Source organism: Fructobacillus fructosus KCTC 3544, from assembly GCF_001438695.1.
Taxonomy (GTDB): domain Bacteria; phylum Bacillota; class Bacilli; order Lactobacillales; family Lactobacillaceae; genus Fructobacillus; species Fructobacillus fructosus.
The window spans coordinates 72424-89615 of sequence record NZ_JQBH01000007.1; the positions used below are offsets into that span (position 1 = coordinate 72424).

General features: G+C 43.6%; 20 protein-coding genes. 6 read left to right on the forward strand and 14 right to left on the reverse strand.

Annotated features, from left to right (window positions below; translation table 11 throughout):
• Window positions 1–14: 14 nt before the first annotated feature.
• Genes IV71_RS04280 through IV71_RS04290 form a run of 3 tightly spaced genes read right to left on the reverse strand, consistent with a single transcriptional unit; the run spans window position 15 to window position 1241 of the window.
• Complete coding sequence (locus IV71_RS04280; protein WP_010691382.1) at window positions 15–374, reverse strand: fluoride efflux transporter FluC; 360 nt, start codon at window positions 372–374, stop codon at window positions 15–17.
• Entirely contained in the window at window positions 371–784 is a 414-nt protein-coding gene (locus IV71_RS04285) for a fluoride efflux transporter FluC (protein ID WP_010691381.1), read from the reverse strand. Before IV71_RS04285 ends, IV71_RS04280 begins: the two co-directional genes overlap by 4 nt.
• Window positions 774–1241 (reverse strand): Rrf2 family transcriptional regulator, encoded by a 468-nt coding sequence (locus IV71_RS04290; RefSeq protein WP_010691380.1) that lies wholly within the window; start codon window positions 1239–1241, stop codon window positions 774–776. Before IV71_RS04290 ends, IV71_RS04285 begins: the two co-directional genes overlap by 11 nt.
• A gap of 82 nt (window positions 1242–1323) precedes the next feature.
• Here IV71_RS04290 and IV71_RS04295 point away from each other — a divergent pair, with 82 nt between their 5' ends.
• From IV71_RS04295 to IV71_RS04310, 4 genes are all read left to right on the forward strand, one after another.
• Window positions 1324–1923 carry a nitroreductase family protein gene (locus IV71_RS04295; protein ID WP_010691379.1) on the forward strand — a complete coding sequence of 200 codons (600 nt, stop codon included), beginning with the start codon at window positions 1324–1326 and terminating at the stop codon, window positions 1921–1923.
• 302 nt (window positions 1924–2225) lie between these two features.
• Window positions 2226–3224: a tryptophan ABC transporter substrate-binding protein gene (gene trpX, locus IV71_RS04300; RefSeq protein WP_010691378.1), complete on the forward strand. Its 999-nt coding sequence runs from the start codon at window positions 2226–2228 to the stop codon at window positions 3222–3224.
• Window positions 3224–4123: an ABC transporter permease gene (locus tag IV71_RS04305; RefSeq protein WP_010691377.1), complete on the forward strand. Its 900-nt coding sequence runs from the start codon at window positions 3224–3226 to the stop codon at window positions 4121–4123. The genes trpX and IV71_RS04305 overlap by 1 nt, the downstream gene beginning before the upstream one ends.
• On the forward strand, window positions 4116–4871 hold the full coding sequence (locus IV71_RS04310; protein WP_010691376.1) for an ABC transporter ATP-binding protein: 756 nt from the start codon (window positions 4116–4118) through the stop codon (window positions 4869–4871). The genes IV71_RS04305 and IV71_RS04310 overlap by 8 nt, the downstream gene beginning before the upstream one ends.
• 60 nt (window positions 4872–4931) lie before the next feature.
• Here the strand turns inward: IV71_RS04310 and IV71_RS04315 are convergent, their stop codons facing one another.
• From IV71_RS04315 to tyrS, 4 genes are all read right to left on the reverse strand, one after another.
• On the reverse strand, window positions 4932–5234 hold the full coding sequence (locus tag IV71_RS04315) for a hypothetical protein (RefSeq protein WP_010691375.1): 303 nt from the start codon (window positions 5232–5234) through the stop codon (window positions 4932–4934).
• A 101-nt stretch (window positions 5235–5335) separates the two neighbouring features.
• On the reverse strand, window positions 5336–6100 hold the full coding sequence (locus tag IV71_RS04320; protein ID WP_010691373.1) for an ABC transporter permease: 765 nt from the start codon (window positions 6098–6100) through the stop codon (window positions 5336–5338).
• Window positions 6101–6120: 20 nt separating this feature from the next.
• Window positions 6121–7035: an ABC transporter ATP-binding protein gene (locus IV71_RS04325; RefSeq protein ID WP_010691369.1), complete on the reverse strand. Its 915-nt coding sequence runs from the start codon at window positions 7033–7035 to the stop codon at window positions 6121–6123.
• Between the two features lie 342 nt (window positions 7036–7377).
• The gene (gene tyrS, locus IV71_RS04330; protein ID WP_056995023.1) at window positions 7378–8625 is read right to left on the reverse strand and encodes a tyrosine--tRNA ligase; all 1248 of its coding nucleotides are present in this window, start codon (window positions 8623–8625) and stop codon (window positions 7378–7380) included.
• Window positions 8626–9059: 434 nt separating this feature from the next.
• Between tyrS and IV71_RS04335 the strand changes: the two genes are divergently transcribed.
• Entirely contained in the window at window positions 9060–10949 is a 1890-nt protein-coding gene (locus IV71_RS04335; protein ID WP_010691368.1) for an FAD/NAD(P)-binding protein, read from the forward strand.
• A 19-nt stretch (window positions 10950–10968) separates the two neighbouring features.
• Here the strand turns inward: IV71_RS04335 and IV71_RS04340 are convergent, their stop codons facing one another.
• The 7 genes from IV71_RS04340 to rpmH form a co-directional block, all read right to left on the reverse strand.
• Entirely contained in the window at window positions 10969–11865 is an 897-nt protein-coding gene (locus IV71_RS04340) for an alpha/beta hydrolase (protein WP_010691367.1), read from the reverse strand.
• A gap of 121 nt (window positions 11866–11986) precedes the next feature.
• Complete coding sequence (locus tag IV71_RS07920) at window positions 11987–12157, reverse strand: hypothetical protein (protein ID WP_010691366.1); 171 nt, start codon at window positions 12155–12157, stop codon at window positions 11987–11989.
• A gap of 11 nt (window positions 12158–12168) precedes the next feature.
• Window positions 12169–12678 carry an MscL family protein gene (locus IV71_RS04345; protein ID WP_056995024.1) on the reverse strand — a complete coding sequence of 170 codons (510 nt, stop codon included), beginning with the start codon at window positions 12676–12678 and terminating at the stop codon, window positions 12169–12171.
• Window positions 12679–12786: 108 nt separating this feature from the next.
• Entirely contained in the window at window positions 12787–13710 is a 924-nt protein-coding gene (locus IV71_RS04350; RefSeq protein ID WP_010691363.1) for a magnesium transporter CorA family protein, read from the reverse strand.
• 39 nt (window positions 13711–13749) lie between these two features.
• Window positions 13750–14589, reverse strand: coding sequence for a membrane protein insertase YidC (locus IV71_RS04355; RefSeq protein WP_010691362.1), 840 nt, complete (start codon window positions 14587–14589; stop codon window positions 13750–13752).
• Window positions 14582–14935 (reverse strand): ribonuclease P protein component, encoded by a 354-nt coding sequence (gene rnpA / locus IV71_RS04360; protein WP_010691360.1) that lies wholly within the window; start codon window positions 14933–14935, stop codon window positions 14582–14584. Before rnpA ends, IV71_RS04355 begins: the two co-directional genes overlap by 8 nt.
• Before the next feature lie 83 nt (window positions 14936–15018).
• The gene (gene rpmH, locus IV71_RS04365) at window positions 15019–15159 is read right to left on the reverse strand and encodes a 50S ribosomal protein L34 (protein ID WP_213793221.1); all 141 of its coding nucleotides are present in this window, start codon (window positions 15157–15159) and stop codon (window positions 15019–15021) included.
• Window positions 15160–15652: 493 nt separating this feature from the next.
• On the opposite strand from rpmH, the gene dnaA reads away from it, so the two are divergent.
• Complete coding sequence (gene dnaA, locus IV71_RS04370) at window positions 15653–17038, forward strand: chromosomal replication initiator protein DnaA (protein ID WP_010691356.1); 1386 nt, start codon at window positions 15653–15655, stop codon at window positions 17036–17038.
• Window positions 17039–17192: the final 154 nt, after the last annotated feature.

Genomic DNA, 17192 nt, shown 5'->3' on the forward strand with positions numbered 1-17192 from the left:
TCCTAAATCGTTATCTAAAGTCTTATTTCGAGTAATTGACCGGCCACCAAGCCAATAGTAAAGGCAACGAGGCCCGCAAATAGTTGCACCAGCAGGTACACCATTTGTCTTTGTCCGTTTTGCTGTTGGGCACTTTCCGTCATCATTGTCGAAAAGGTTGTAAAACCACCCAATAAACCAGTCTCCAACAAGATTACCAGCTTTTGGTCAAGATGAACAGTGAACAGGAAGCCCATGACCAAAGATCCCAACACGTTAATCCAAAAAATCCCCGTAAAATAGGACTTCTTTAAAGGAAAGATTGCCAGCAGTAAATAGCGAAGCAACGCGCCAAGACCTGCTCCACCCATGACCAACAAGAACCGTCCCATCATAAGCGTTCCCTCCGTTTCTTCCAGTTAGCCAGCCAATTCCCGAACCGCTGACCAAAAGCAAGCGAACCTAGGGCTAAGATAATACTGCTAACTAATAGGAAAAGGGCCAAAAGAACGTGCCCAGTCATCAAGTTATGACCATCTTGCAACATCAAGGTACTAAAAGTTGTGAAGCCACCACAAAAACCTGTTCCAATGAACGCCTGCCAATAGGCTGGTGCCTCATCTGAGGACTTCAAGTAGGCACCCAATGTTGAAAGCACCAAGGTTCCAAGACAGTTAATGAAAACCGTCATGGCTGGCCAGCCGCCCAAATAGGGAACCAGGGTAAGCGCAAAGCGGCAAGCCCCGCCGATTGCTCCTCCCAAAAACACGGCCAAGGCCAGCAACGGCAAGCGCTCATTTTTCATTTGAAACCCCGCTAATCACACAGAGATTGGTCCCAGCCCTTTGATTAACGTCTTGTAGAATGTTTTCAAGATTGATTTCAGCCATCTTTTCAATGAGGGCCCGGTCAATCTCTTCATAGTAAGTGGAAAGTACCGGGTTAACCTGCTGGGCAATCGGACAGTCATCACTGACTTTGTTATCCAGTGGAAAAACGCCTGGGTTAGGATCAACTGCTTGAAGAACATCGGCCAAACTAATGGCAGCAGCAGGTTTCGCTAAAACTGGTCGTGAAAAGTGATCGCCAAGGCGTTCAATTATTCCCGCACTTTGTAAATCGGCCATGAGGGCCCGAATCCGCGAAGGGTTAGTGTTCACGGAGGCCGCAATTTCCTTGGAAGAGCAGGTAGCCTTTTGGTCAGTAGTCGAAATGTAAATCAAAATGTGGATGGCATTGGTTAATTTTAACGATGGCTTCATGACCATTCCCCCTTGTTTTTTATTCTCGACTAGTATAACATACTATTTGTACTTTTATAAAATACAAGAAACGGAGTAAGCCATGACATTCGAAGAATTACAAAAAAAGCGTCGTTCAATTTACGCATTGGGAAAAGAAGTTAAGAAGAGTCCAGAAGAGCTCTTCAACATGATTAAGGAAGCCGTTAAGGAAAGCCCATCCCCCTTTAATTCACAATCAGTTAAAGCCGTTGTTTTGACGGGTGCTGCTCACGAAAAGCTTTGGGAAATGACTTTAGTAGAATTAAAAAAGGTTTCAGCCTCAGAAGAAGCCTTCCAAGCAACCACTGCCAAAGTCAAGGGCGCCTTTGAAGCTGGTTTCGGAACCGTCCTCTACTTCACTGATGAAAACATCGTTCAGGGCTTGAAGGAACAAGCACCGCTCTACGCCTCTAACTTCGACAGTTGGGCCGAAGAGGCCATCGGGATTGCCCTCTACTCGGTATGGATGCGCTTGGCTGAAGATAACATCGGCGCCTCCATTCAGCACTACAACCCACTAATTGATCAAGCAGTGAAGGAAGCCTTTGATATTCCTGCCAGCTGGACTCTCCGTGGCGAGATGCCATTCGGTTCCATCGAAGCACCAGCGGATCCAAAGACTTTCGTAAAGGATGACGAACGTTTTAAGCTCTTTGATTAATTTTCTTAGAGAAAAGACATTTTTCTTTAATTTTTGTTGACAAGGGTTGCGCACTCTTGTATGCTTAAGTCAACTTTTAATGTTTTAGGAGCAATTACATGACTGCATTTCAAACGCAATTGAATCGCCAATGGTGGCGCCGGTAGGAACGCAGCTTGACGGAATACGGACAAGCTGTCATGACAGTTTGTCCCAACCGGCTTCTTTTTAATGTATAAAAGTCTGTTTGGGTACATCACAATACCCGAGCAGGCTTTTTTCATGCAAAAAAACAGCTTGGGTAGCATTTATGGGAGAAAATCATGAATAAACGTTTATTAGCCGTCACTTCGGTGATTCTTGCTTTTCTAGTTTTTGCCTTCTTTGCAGAAGGCAACGGAACTAGCAAGAAAGAAAATAAGGTACCAACCGTTGGTATTCTGCAACTCGTAACGCACCCTGCTTTGGATCAGATTCATGAGGGTGTTGTCGCCGGTTTAAAGGCTGGGGGTTATACAGACGGAAAGACCGTTAAGATTTCCTACCAAAATGCCCAGGCAAACCAAGCGAACTTAAAAACCATGGCACAAGACTTTGCTAATAAAAACATGGACTTGACCGTTGGTATCGCCACGCCAGCTGCTCTATCGTTGGCACAGGCCGAGAAGGGGCAGTCCCCCGTCATCCTTGCGGGTATCACTAACCCGGTTGGTGCGAAATTAGTCAATTCTTTGTCAAAGCCAGGTAAGAACGTGACCGGAGTGGCCGGCGACTCGCCTTACCAAAAACAAGCTGCTGTTATTAAGGAAGTATTGCCAAAGGCAAAGACCATCGGTATCATTTCAACCACTTCCGATTCAGGTGGTACTTACAACGCGGCCCAGATGAAAAAAACCTTGCAAAAGTCGGGTTACACGGTCAAGTCCTACACCATCTCATCGACCAACGACATGCTCCAAGTCGCCAACACCATGGCTGGTGAAGTAGACGCCATCTACGCACCACAAGACAACTCCGTGGCCACGGCTATGAAAACCCTTGTCTCAGCGGCTAAGGCAAAGAATGTTCCGGTGATTCCATCAAACGATGCGATGGTTGCTGATGGTGGTCTTGTGACCTATTCACAGTCTCAGTACCAGGTTGGCTACCAGGCTGGCCAAATGGCCGCACGCGTGTTGAAGGGTGAAAAAGCCTCAAACATGGCCGTGCAGTCCGTTGAAAAGGGAAACTACGCTGTGAACTTGCAAACTGCTTCAGACCTCGGTATCACGCTGCCGGAACACATGGTTGCCGATGCCAAAGCCAATAAGGAGGCCTACTAATGTCTATTATCGTTTCATCCATCTCACAAGGAATTCTCTGGGCTGTTCTCGGCGTTGCACTCTACCTGACTTTCCGTATCTTAAACTTTGCGGATATGACGGTTGAGGGCTCTTTCCCCTTAGGTGCCTCTACCGCTGTCGCTTTAATCGCTCACGGCACGAACCCCTTTTTAGCAACCATCGCCGCCCTCTTTGTTGGTGCTTTGGCCGGCCTAATTACCGGTGTTCTCTATACCAAAGGAAAAATTCCCATCTTGTTGGCTGGAATTTTAGTCATGACCGCCTGTCTATCCATTAACTTGCGCATCATGGGTTCCGCTAACATTTCCCTCTTGGATCAAAAGACCATCTTTTCCTTGTCTTTCCTACAGGACTTGCCAAAGTACTTCGATGGTGTGGTTCTCGGCCTCATCGTTATTACGATTATTTTGGGCTTCCTCATGTGGTTCCTACAAACCGAGCTCGGCCAAGCCTTTATCGCTACCGGTGATAACAAAGTCATGGCAGCCGCCTTTGGAATTAAAACCGATCAGATGACCATCATGGGACTAATGGTTTCCAACGCCCTCATCGCCTTTGGTGGTGCAGTTATTGCCCAAAATAACGGCTTTGCTGACATTAACATGGGAATTGGCATTATCGTCATTGCCCTCGCTTCCATCATCATTGGTGAGGTGGCCTTCGGTGATTTGTCACTGAACCAACGTTTGGTCGCTGTCGTCATTGGTTCGATTATTTACCGCCTGGTCTTGTTGGCTGTTTTGCAACTTGGTTTCTCAACCAACGATTTGAATCTGATTTCATCCATCATTTTGGCTATTGCCATGATGATTCCGCAGGCACGTAAGTATCTTAAGCTCGATAAAGTCCTACACATGGGAGGTAAGGCACATGACTAACCCAGTCTTTTCATTGAAAGAGGCCACTGTGACCGTACCAAATGGTACGACCATCATGGACCACTTGAACCTAGACATTTATCCAGAAGACTTTATCACTGTTCTGGGAACAAACGGGGCCGGAAAATCCACCCTTTTCAACGTCATTTCTGGCGACCTCCCACTCAGCTCTGGTAGGGTTGAACACAACGGGGAAGACATTACCGCCGTTCCTGCTGTCAAGCGAACAGCCTTCCTCGCCCGCGTCTTTCAGGACCCAAAATTGGGTACGGCTCCTCGAATGACCGTTGCCGAAAACTTACTACTGGCAGAAAAAAGAGGCTCCCGCCGGACACTCAAAAACCGGCAACTAACGGCAAAGAAGCTCGAAAAATACTACGAGCTGACAAAGACTATGGGGAATAACCTTGAAGATCGATTGCAAACCGCCACTGGCTCCCTATCCGGGGGACAACGCCAGGCACTTTCTTTCTTAATGGCAACACAAGTCAAACCCGGCTTGCTCCTTCTAGATGAACACACCGCGGCCCTTGACCCAAAAACTTCTGACCAGCTGATGGCAGCGACAAACCATCAGGTCAAGGATAACCACCTCACGTCCCTCATGATCACCCACAATCTAAAAGACGCCCTCACTTATGGCAACCGGCTCATTGTCTTGAATGCCGGCAAAATCATTTTAGATGTTCGTGACGAAGAGAAAGAAGCTTTAACTGAAACAGACCTTCTTCGCTACTTTACACGCTAACGAAAAGGAATAAAAAGTCGGACAGAATGTAATAAACATTCTGTCCGACTTTTTGATTGTCTAAAAATCAAAGGGATTTTCTTCCGAGTTAATCTTATCAAATACGTCAAAAAGATGATCACGCTCGGTAATTTTATATTTCTTCATTTTGCGATCATAGATCACTTCAGATTGAACCGCTTCACCCTGTTGTAAGTCGGCCAAAAACTCCCGAATCGCAGCAATGTCTCGCTGTACTGTTTTTTGCCCAACGAAAAAAAGATCTTCGATTTGCTCCACTGACATGGCCTGCTTTGAAATTAAAATTGAATACAGTCGTAAAATTCGTTGTTTATCATTAAAGACATTCTTTTCGCGTGACATAAGTAACTCCTCTGCTCATTGTAGCAAAAAAAGAGAAAGAGACCTAATTAATTCACTCATGCCACATAAAAAGCAGGCCGAAGCCTGCTTTTTATCGTTTTTTATACAGAACGACGCTGGAAAATCATGAAAGTCAGCGCATAAATTACCAACAAATAGGCGATATAAACCAACCAAATCACCCATACATCAGCACCAAAGTACATCTTCAACTGGAAGTTCATCATTTTGCTTCCGTTAAACTGTGATAGAAGTGCTTGTACCGTGAAAGGATTCCACTTGAATGGTTCCCAGAAGCGAACCAAGTAGGTCGTAATGGCAGTAATCACTGAAGTTGCTACTGACAAAACAATTCCAATCGAAACGGCCGCTGCTGAGGACTTAGCTAGGTTTGATACGAGCAAAACAATGGCGAAGAAGAACAACGTCATGACAACGTCCATAAACTGGGCAAAGAAGAAAGTCTGCCAGTCAATATCAGTCCCTGTCGTTCCATGCATCATTTGGAAAATCGCACGCCCCGCCAATGTTCCCAAAATAGCAGAAGCAAGAACCAAAACGTATTCGACGATAATCATCACAATCTTTGAAATGAAAATTTCAAAGCGGGAATACTGCCGTGATAGGAGTGGGCGAATCGTTCCATAACCAAATTCTTGTGTAAAAGTCAGTGCCGCAATCACCGACCCGGCGATGGCAACGATAATGCTTGCACCACCAAAGTAGTAATAAGCGTAAAACTGTTGTTCAGCTGGAATCAATGTGTTCAGAACGGCAATTGGCATAATGAAGGCCAACAAAGCCCAAATGTAAAAGCGGTTTTGCTTAACAGCCTTCATCCATTCTTGTTTTAATAGGGTAATCATAATTTCTCCTTTGCTAAGGTTTAAGCGCGTGTGCTGTTTTCAGATAGCACTTCCATCAAGTGGTCTTCCAAGTTGACAGTTCCTGTCTGGATGTCTTGTACTTCCACATTAGCCTCAGTTGCCTTGGCCAAAACAGCCTGTGCATTCACACCGTTTTCAGCGGTAATCAACACTTCACCATCTTCTGACATCTTAACCTGCCAACCAGCAGCTTCTGCCGCGAGCACCATGGCGTGGTTATCCGAAGTCTTGACTTTCACTTGCGCCTTGTCTTCCGAAAGGAATTCCGCCATCGTCGCACGACGGATAATCTTTCCCTTGTTAATAATGACCACGTCATCAGCTAAGCGCTGCAATTCATCCAAAAGATGGGAAGAAATCACAAAAGCAATGCCTTTTTCCGCTAAGTGTTGGATTAGCGAACGAATTTCTCGGACTGATTGGGGGTCCAATCCATTCATTGGTTCATCTAAGATAACCAACTTGGGCTTGCGAACCAAAGCAATGGCAATTCCTAAACGTTGCTTCATTCCAAGAGAAAAATGCTTAGCCTTACGCTTACCGAAGTTTGGACCATCAATACCGGTCAACTTCATCAATTCATGAATGTCTTCTGGATCCTTTGAATCCATGGCGTAATACTTCATGTGATCTTCGGCTGTGAAGTTTGGATAGATTGATGGGTATTCAATTAAGTTTCCCATCTTAGACAGAGCTTTTGTCTTAGAGAATTTAACTGGTTGTTCGTCAAAAATGACTTCACCTGAGTCAAATCGCATTAATCCAGTCATTGCACGCATGGCAGTGGACTTACCGGCACCGTTTGGACCAATCAATCCGACAATGCGACCGGGTTCGACGTTGAATGACACGTTGTCCAAAGCTTTGTAAGAACCAAAGCTTTTCGACACGTGACGCAGTTCTAATAATGACATATGCGTTGTCTCCTTTTGTAAACGCCACATAGTGAATTCTTCACCGGGCTTAAACTTATTTCGAGTCGTCTTCATTATAACAAAGTGAAGGGGTTGGAACAGTCATTCCATTATCCTTAACCTTTCTATAAAAAAAGCTCCCCTTACGGGGAGCAATTCAATTCAATCAGACACCTAACCGGGAGAGAAGGTATAAATTAGGTTTAGAGAGAAGTATTTATATGGTTAGGTATCTGATCCTTTGATATATTGCTATATCATGTTTCTTATTATGGTCTGATGAGATTAAACTAATGTTAAAGCGGTCAAGCTTTTTGCTAAATTTTCATCATTAATCAAAATTTATTTAACTGTTCCCAAGAAATACTTCTTCTTACCACGACGAACTAAGACATACTGCCCTTCGTAATCCGCTTCCGGGTCAACTTCAGCGTCAACATCTGTTACCTTGTCACCATTAATCCGAATGGCCCCGTTCGTGACGTCCTCACGAGCCTGACGCTTTGACTTTTCGATTCCCGCGTTCACCAAGAAATCGACAATGTTTTGCTTATCGGGCGCCACTTCAAAGCCGGGTACCCCTGAAAAGACATCCTTTATTTGTTGCACCGTTAATTCAGCAACATCCCCAGAGAACAAAGCCTTTGACAAAGTTTTTGCCTCTTCCACAGCTTCTTTTCCATGAACAAAGGCTGTCACTTCTTCAGCCAAACGCTTTTGTCCCAAACGAGCACCTGGATTTTCGGCTACTTCTTTTTCAAGCGCTTCGATTTCTTCCTTCGATAGGAAAGTAAAGTACTTTAGATACTTCACAACATCGGCATCTGCCTGGTTATACCAGAACTGGTAGAACGTGTAGGGTGAGGTCTTTTCAGCGTTCAACCAGATGGCGTTTCCTTCTGACTTACCAAACTTCTTTCCAGTCGAGTCCGTCATCAACGGAATCGTCAATCCAAACGCTGGCGCATCGTTTCCTTCAATTGTGTGGATCAAGTCCACACCTGAAGTGATATTTCCCCATTGGTCGGAACCTCCAATTTGAAGACGGACGTTTTCTTCTTGCCAAAGATGCAAAAAGTCGATGGCCTGCAAGATTTGATAAGTAAACTCCGTATATGAAATGCCTGTTTCCAAACGAGAAGCCACGACATCTTTTTTCAGCATGACATTAATGGAAAAAAGCTTTCCATAATCACGCAAGAAGGTTGGCAAAGACATCGTGTTTAACCAGTCGGCATTGTTAACAATCTTCGTTCCGTTTTGTCCGAACAGCTTAGTAACTTGAGCAGCAATTCCCTTTTCATTTTCCTTTAACTGTTCTTCAGAAAGCAGCTTTCGCTCAGTTGTTGGGCGGGGGTCTCCAATCGATCCCGTGGCACCACCAACGATGATAACCGCCTTACCTCCAGCGTTTTGAAAACGCTTTAAGACCATGAACGGAATCAAATGACCTAGGTGCAGGGAATCCGCCGTTGGATCAGTCCCCACATAGGCACCAATCTGCCCTTCATTCATTGCCTGTAGCAACCCTTCTTCATCCGTTACCTGATTTAAGGCACCACGCCACTTTAAATCTTCAATAAAATTCATGATTTTCTCCTTACTCACCTTGTTTTCAATGATATAAAAAAGTCGCCCTAATCCATTCGAATTAGGGCGACTCCTGCCGCGGTACCACCTAAAATTACCCAACTGGGTCACTCAGACTGCCTTAACGCGGCGCAAACGTCATTTTGTTTTGTTGTGTACCCGAAGAGGTTAAGCCCAACTCACAGCAACCGTTGGTTCTCTTTTCCCCAGTGCCCCTTCGCTCTGCAACAAATGATAGGTTCATTATAGCAAGAATGCGCTTTTTTTGCACTTTTTACCTGTAAGAACCGGTTAGAACTTTGACATCATTCCCCGTCTTTTTTACAATAGAGAATGTGAATAAAAGAATAAAAGCGCTAACAAAGTGATCTATTCTTAACTTAAATTGATGAGAAACGTTGTTCTTTTTCCATTAACAACGGGGTGAAAAAACGATGAAAATTGCATTAATTGGCGCAGGGCCTCGTAATCTTTCGATCCTTGGCCGACTTCTTTTTACAATTAATAAAGCAGCGAAGGTTGAAATCGACTTATTCGACCCTAGTCCCATTGGTGGTCGGGTTTGGGATCCGTTCCTAACCAATAACCACACTTTTTTAATGAATACTTTTGCCAATCAAGTGACGTTATTCGATGATTATGAGCTTTATGATAACGATTCACCAATTGATCGACCAAATCTGCTTGACTGGGCACATACTAGGGCCTTTGACTACTTAAAGGAACATCCAGAATATCCTAAAGCATATGAAAACGAAGTGATTTCATTAATCTCCTCGAATACCTTTGCTTCCCGTGGTTTATTTGGCATATACGCTGCTTGGTACTTTGATGAACTATTAGCGGCTAAGCCCGAAAATATCACGATTCGCTTTCATCAAACAGAAATCATCAACATGACGAAAGGTCCCCGTCGCTTTAAACTATGGACCCGAAACAACTACATTGAAAAATACGACCGCGTGATTTTAGCGCCTGGTCATATCGACAATCAGTTAAACGAAAAACAAGAATCATTACGAAAATTCGCCGACAAAATGGGTTTTGTCTACTATCCTGCCTCGCACCCCGCTGAAAACGACTTTGAAACAATTACTGGATCAGATACTGTTTTAATTGAAGGGTTGGGTCTTTCTTTCTTCGATGTTCTTCTATCCTTAACCGCAGGTAAAGGTGGTAGTTTCATCACGAACCGTAACGGATCTTTAACCTACCGTCCTTCTGGACGTGAGCCGGTGATTGTTGCCGGTTCCTTCAACGGTCTTCCCCCTCGCTCAAAGGGCATTAACCAAAAGGAAGCTTCACAACTGTACGTTCCTCGCTTCTTTACACTAAAGCACTTAAAATCAATCGCCGCCATGAACCACGGCAAGATTCCTTTTAGTCAATTTATGTCACTTCTTAAGCAGGAAATGACTTATAAGTTTATCTACAATCAAGTCATGCAGTCTGATTTACCCTTCGATTCGACCAAGGCCAACATCTTACATGCGCTCGATAATCCACTTAGCTGGTCTTCTCTAAATGATCGTTTCAACTTAGATCTTGAAACTGAAATCGATTGGGATGGAAAAATCTTCCCAGCCATGAACTGGCAGGATACTGAAACTTTTAATAAAGAGCTCCTTACTCACATTGAAAACGATATTCAATCGGCTCAACTCGGTAACAACTGGTCGCCTTTGACCGGCGCTTATGATCTTCTACGAGACATGCGCGATATCGTTCGCACGCTCTATAATGAAAATTACTTCACCGAAGATGGCTACGAAAAGATGCTAACCCAGTTCCGCCAGTTCGATAATCAACTATCTGCTGGTCCTCCTCTAGTTCGAATGCGTCAATTACTCGCATTACTAAAAGCCGGAATCATTACCATTGCTGGTCCCGGATTTAAGACGGGTCACAACGAGCATTTCTTTGAAGCGAGTGACAAATTCGGTCAACATTTTCAGGGAACCGTTCTGATTGAAGCACGATTATCAACAATTGATTTTCGAATTGCTAAATCACCATTAATTCGTTCACTTGCAAGGCAAGGGTTAATTGAGCCAAATGATCGCTTTAAAAAAGAGAATGGTCAATTACTATTTGGAAACACGATTAAAATTGACCCGAACACCTTCACCGTTTTGAATAAGAAAGACCAGGCAGTTGATGGCTTCTACATCTCTGGTATTCCATTGGAAGGAGAACGCTGGTTTAACACAGTTATTCCCCGTCCTTATGTCAATACCTTGATTTTCCAAGAGTCTCAGCGATTAGTCGATTCTCTTCTCGCTCGCTCACCTCAATTGCACCGGATACTAAAGAAAAAGGACTGAATTTTTCAGTCCTTTTTCTTTAGCCTTTTTTAAGAAATTCTTTTTTCATCTGATACACGTCCTCCGTATCAAAATCTAAAATGCCGTGATGACCTCCTGGTAACCAGTAAGTAACGGCCTGCTTTCCGGACATCTTCTCATATCTTTCGACCATCTCTTTACTTTGTAGTTCAGGAACAACCTGATCTGCCGATCCCGCCATCGCAAAAATTGGTGGCATGGCTTTTGTAAAATAGTTTGCCGGGTTTGCTTGGCTAACAGCAATTGGGTTATCAGTTACCTGATGGCCGGCCACTGCCATCCCTTCAAAGGAGTTAGCTTCGCCCGATTCTGAATATTTCTTTTGAACATGCAATCGCTTAAATTGTTCATCAAAAACATCAAACTCATAAGGGCCATAGGCAGCAATGACCTTTTGAATGCTTGGCATATCGACTAATAAATCATCTAAGCCCTTTTTACGTCCAACTTTAACCCCTGCTGTTACAGAAGCAACCGTCAATAACGCCAGTTGGGCTCCAGACGACTCGCCAGTTAGGTAAAAGCGCTGCGTATCTAATCCGAATTCTTGCGCTCTTTTCTTTAGTTGAATGAGCACCGCACGCACCTCGGCAACTTGGTTCGGGAAAGAATAATTACGTTCTGAAATCAGCTCGTAGTTCATGGATGCTACGGCAAAACCATCTGCTGTTAATCGAAGATTGGGTTCAAGCTTTTCAGTAGACTTAGCCCCCCTAACAAGCCCACCACCTTGTAAATCTAGAAGCAGCGGCTTTAATTTTTCTTTACCTTTTGGTAGATACAAATCATAGCGTTCCCATTTTTGTGGTCCATATTGCTGATTTCTCACTACTTCTTCAACTGAATCCGGCACTTTAGCAGCTTCGAATGATACTTCTAGGTCTTTAAATAGCATTTCCCCCTCCTTCAGTTCTCGTAAAAGAACCATTTAAAAATGTTTCACGTGAAACATTTTTAAAGAAAAAGCTAAGCACACGGGCTTAGCTTACACTACTCTTTATATTCTTAACATCTTCTTAATTTTTGTCGTTTTTGCGGTTTCCCCAAAGGTAGACAACCAACAACATAATTGTAGCGAGGTTAGCCGCTAACAAGGCAATGTCCTTCGAGTTAAACACCCAAGTGACGATTGAAATGAATAACAACACAAGCGCTGCAATAGCCGTATAGACAGTAGTAACTTTCATGATTTCTCTCCTTATTTATCTTTCTTGATATCCTTCATTAGTTCAATCATTTCTTTCTGCAAGGCAATGTTTTCCTTGACCAAGGCATTGTTTTTCTTTTGCAAAGCCTGCATATCTAATGAATCTTGGTGCGGTTCATCGTAACCCCACTTCTCCTGTTCCGTACCAATCAACCAATTATTGATGAACTCAATAAAGTAGAACACGGCGAGCGCAATGGAGATTAACGTCAGCGAAGAAGTAAACAAATCAGACAAAGCAGATAGTGTTGAATCAAAATTCAACGGATGACCTGATCGAACAATCCAGCGCCATAATGCATAAAAGAAATGTGAAACGGTGTTCACTAATTCTTTAACCGTTGAACCAAATGCATTACCAACAACAACAGAAATGACAAAGGTTAGTAGGTTCGGTGCAAAAATAAAGCGGCGGAAAGATACCATGCTTTCCGATGATTTTTTAAGCAGTCGGTCACGGGTATCTAAAAATTCCTTTTTTTCCCGAGATTTAAACAACATGACGCCTCCTAAAATAATTTAGTTCCCTACCATTATACGTCAATTGTTCTTTAGAAAAAAGGAAAGCAGGTTAAATTAACAAAAAAAAGGACGAAATATTCGTCCTTTTTATTTCTTTAAGAAACCGTAACGATGGAAAGCATAAGTTGCCGCCACCATTAAGACAATCATTATAACAATCGTTACCCACCATCCAGAGCTATGACTAGCAAAGGGTAAGTAATCGACGTTTTCGCCGTAAAAACCAGAAACAACTGTCGGAATCGTGAATACAATTGAATAAACAGTCAAGACTTTCATCGTCCAGTTCAAATCACGGTTTCCAAGTGTACCTGTAGCCTTCGTCACGGCGTTAATCACTTCCATCGCTAAACCAGCCATGTCACGCGCCTGTTCAACTTCGACTCGCACAGCATCGAGGAGATCCAAATCATCTTCGGTCGCATTAGTCTTATACGATCGCCGAATTTGGTTCAACATAATCAAATTATTGGCTAACGAATTCTGTAAATAAATCATTTGAATTTGCAGATGTAACAAATCATTCGTCTGCTTCGTTAGTTGCTTACGATTACCAAATTGTGCCTGAATAGCTCGTCGCTGTCGATTAATCTCAGTGATTTCCTCACCATACATGGTCATCAATGGATAAATCCCTGTAATTAAGAATTCAAAGACAGAGAGCTGTTCATCTTCCGGCCGCTTGCCATTGATGGAACCAGTCAGAATTTCCTTCTTAATGTAATCCGTTGGCCGATGCGCAAAGGTATAAAGGTTCCCCTTCACCAAAACAATTCCAACGGGTCGTGTTAACACGGGTTCTGGTTCGGCCGAAATGACGTCCAAAATGATGAGCGCTTCATCAGCATCCGAATCGAATTCCATCCGGACGGATTCATTTCGATCGTTCGCGTAGCCAAGCATCTGCTCAGTCAACCCGTGCTTTGAAAGCAGTTCATCACGATCTTCAGCTGACATATTGGTCACGTGATACCAGCAAAATTTCGGGGTCTGTTTTAACATTTCAATCATGGCGAACCACCTTTTTAAAATATCAAGGACAAGTAACCCTTAGCGCTTCTTCGAACGCTTGGCCTTCCGCATCTTACGAGCCTTTGCCTTTTCTTTGGCACGGGCTTCTTCACGTTCCTTCTTCATTTTGAATGGGTTTTGCAAGATGAAAGTCTGAATCATCTGGAAGAGATTTCCAACTACCCAATAGAGGGAAACAGCAGCTGGCACGGCCAGTGACGTAAAGAAGATAATGAATGGGAAGATGAACGGCATCACCTTCGTCATGGTGTTTTGTTGAGGACTAGCCTGCGTGGACAACCATGATGATCCGAAGGTAAAGAGCGCCGCTAAAACGGGCAAAATGAAATATGGATCTTGATTCCCCAAGTTCAACCAAAGGAAAGAACCCGACCGCAAAACTGAAGAATTATGAATTCCTTGATAAAGGGCAATCAAAACAGGCATCTGAACAAGCAGTGGCAACATGGAAGCAAATGGTGAAACACCATGTTCCTTATAAAGAGCTTGCTGTTCTTGGGCTAATAGAGTACGCGTCTCGGTATCACGGCCAGCGTACTTTTCTTGAAGAACCTTCAACTGTGGCTGAAGAACCTGCATTTTCTTCATTGAATCAATTTGATAGACCATCAACGGCAGGATGAAGAAACGGATGAGAATGGTGAACAACACAATTCCCAACCCATAAGATGTTCCAAACCATGAAGAAACACCAAGAATGGAACGGATAAAGAAGGCAACAAAGCCCCCCCAAATTCCTGAACCAGGAACATGACCGGTGTACGACAGGTCGGCTGCAACAATCCCAACAATGGCCAGGGCCGCTAGCAAGAGCGGAAGGAAACCAATTGTCTTAACCCACTTATTAATTCTAACCATGTTTTTCATCCTTTAATAATTTTGCCAATCCCAAGACGTGCACGAGTTGTTTTTTGATAAAAGCCTGTGAAGCCCCGGCAATGTTTGGTCGTGCAATCACTAATATATCGCTTTGCTGGTCTAACAAGGGCTTTAATTCCAACATCGTCTGCCGAATCCGCCGTTTAACGTGCACGCGATCATGCGCCTTTCCAATCTTTTTTCCGACTGAAAGACCTAAACGAAAATGTTTTTGATCCTTCTTTTGCAAACGATACACCACAAAGTATTTATTGGCTACTGAGTGATGGTGATCAAAAACCTTTTGAAATTCCTCTGGCTTTTTAATACGAAATGACTTACGCATACTGTCCACCTAAACTGTTATGTACGCAGGTTCCCCTGCATGAATCAATGAAAATAAAAAGGCCACTGCAAGCAGCGACCTGTTTAGGCAGATAATACCTTGCGGCCCTTCGCGCGGCGGCGAGCCAAAACCTTACGACCGTTGCTCGTTAACATACGCTTACGGAAACCGTGCACGCGTGCGCGATGACGCTTCTTTGGTTGGAATGTACGCTTCATTAGGATTTACCTCCATTAACTATTTGTCTGCAAAATTCTTTGCAATTCGAGATTAATCATACCATGGATACCCTACCCTGACAAGCATGGAAAGGCTTTTACCTCAAAATCGACTATATAATAGAAAAAACTTATCCACAAATTTATCAAAAGGAAATCAAAGGGACTTGAATAAAGCAGCTAATAAAACAAGTTACCCAGCACTTTTACACAAGTTATCCACTTATCCACAGGTTGTTGGTGCCAATCTGGGGATAACGTGGATTATTCGACAAGATCTTGACTTAATAGGCCTTATCCTGTGGATAACTCTGTGCACTTGTGGATAAAGCGAATTTTTGTTCCCTTTGCTTTCCACATTCACTTTTTTTATTTCCCACAACCGGGGATTTTTTCAATTCGACTTTCATTTCTGTGGATAACTAGGCTAGTCACTTTTTTTTTGCTATACTGATTTTAGTTTCATCATTTCATTTTTACGTTTTTACTGGAGATTTCAATGGCTGATACCCTCTCCCCAAATGAACTTTGGGATAAGCTCAATTTAAAACTGTATCAAGATCTCGGTCCACTTAGCTTTGATGCCTTTGTCGCACCCTTAAAGCCAATTGGCATTGAAGATAAGCGCTTCCTTTTAGCGGTGCCAGAAGAATTCGCTGACAAGATTATCGATCAATGGAATCAAGAAATTTCCATGAAATTCGTTGAATTTGTTAGTAACGAGACCGGAACCTTCATAAGACCTGAATTCCAACGTTCGGCAGTAACCCAAACACAATTAGCCGACGGTCCTCAGACTTCACTAACGACCCCTGCCCCTAGCGAAGAACATATTCCCTTTTCACAGGATGCCAGTTTGAACCCCGACTTTACCTTCGAAAAATTCGTCATTGGTTCTGGAAACGAGAACGCCAGAGCCATTGCGCAGGCAGTTGCGGAAGGCCCCGGTAAAGTCTATAATCCCTACCTGATTTACGGTGGCGTTGGTTTGGGGAAGACGCACCTGATGCAAGCAATTGGAAACCACTACGCAAAAACCAACCCAAACGCTCGCATCAAGTACGCCACGGCTGAGGATTTCTTGAACGACTTTACTAACTCCCTAAGGAAGGGAAACGAAACTAACGCAACTGCCCTTTTCAAAAAAACATACCGTTCGTTGGACATGCTACTGGTCGATGATATTCAGTTCTGGGCTGGCAAACCTCAAGTGCAGGAAGAGTTCTTTAACACCTTCAATGCCCTGACCAAAGCCAACAAACAAATCGTCATGACGTCGGATCGTTACCCGAACGATATTCCTGATTTACAAGACCGTCTAAAGTCCCGTTTTGAACAAGGAATCACTTCAGACATCCAAAAACCCGATGTGCAAACAAAAGTTGGTATTCTGCGAAACATGCAGGAAAAAAACGAACTCGATATTCCAAACGACGTTCTCCAATTAATTGGTGAATCAATTGACGGCAATGTCCGAACGCTAGAAGGCGCCTTTCACAGCTTTGAAGCGAAAATCCGTTTTCAAAATAAGCCCGCAACGATTGAAACAGCCAAGATTATTCTGGAAGAGATCAATGCTAATAAAAAACCAGTGATTACTGTGGAGCGCATCCAAGAGGTTGTGGCGGATTACTTTATGCAAACGGTTGACGACATGAAATCGAGTCGTCGGCAGTCTGACATTGTTGGTGCCAGACACGTGGCCATCTACCTTACTAGGACCATGACGGACATGTCGTTACCACAAATCGGGAAGGCGTTTGGCAATCGTGACCATTCTTCAATCTCCCATGCTTTCACGAAAATTGAAGAACAGATTGAAAAAGATACCCGTATGAAAGAAATGGTACAATCACTGGCCGAAGAGATCAGCGATGGCCAATAATCCTGTGGATAACTCATTAAATTTCGTCTGAGTTTTTCACGGACTTTTCCACAGGCTAAAGCCTCTGTTTCCGGGCTTTGTTCCCTAATCCCCGGAACCCACAGCCCTTATTACTATTACTAGTTATTAATTACCCTATTTATTTATTAAACGC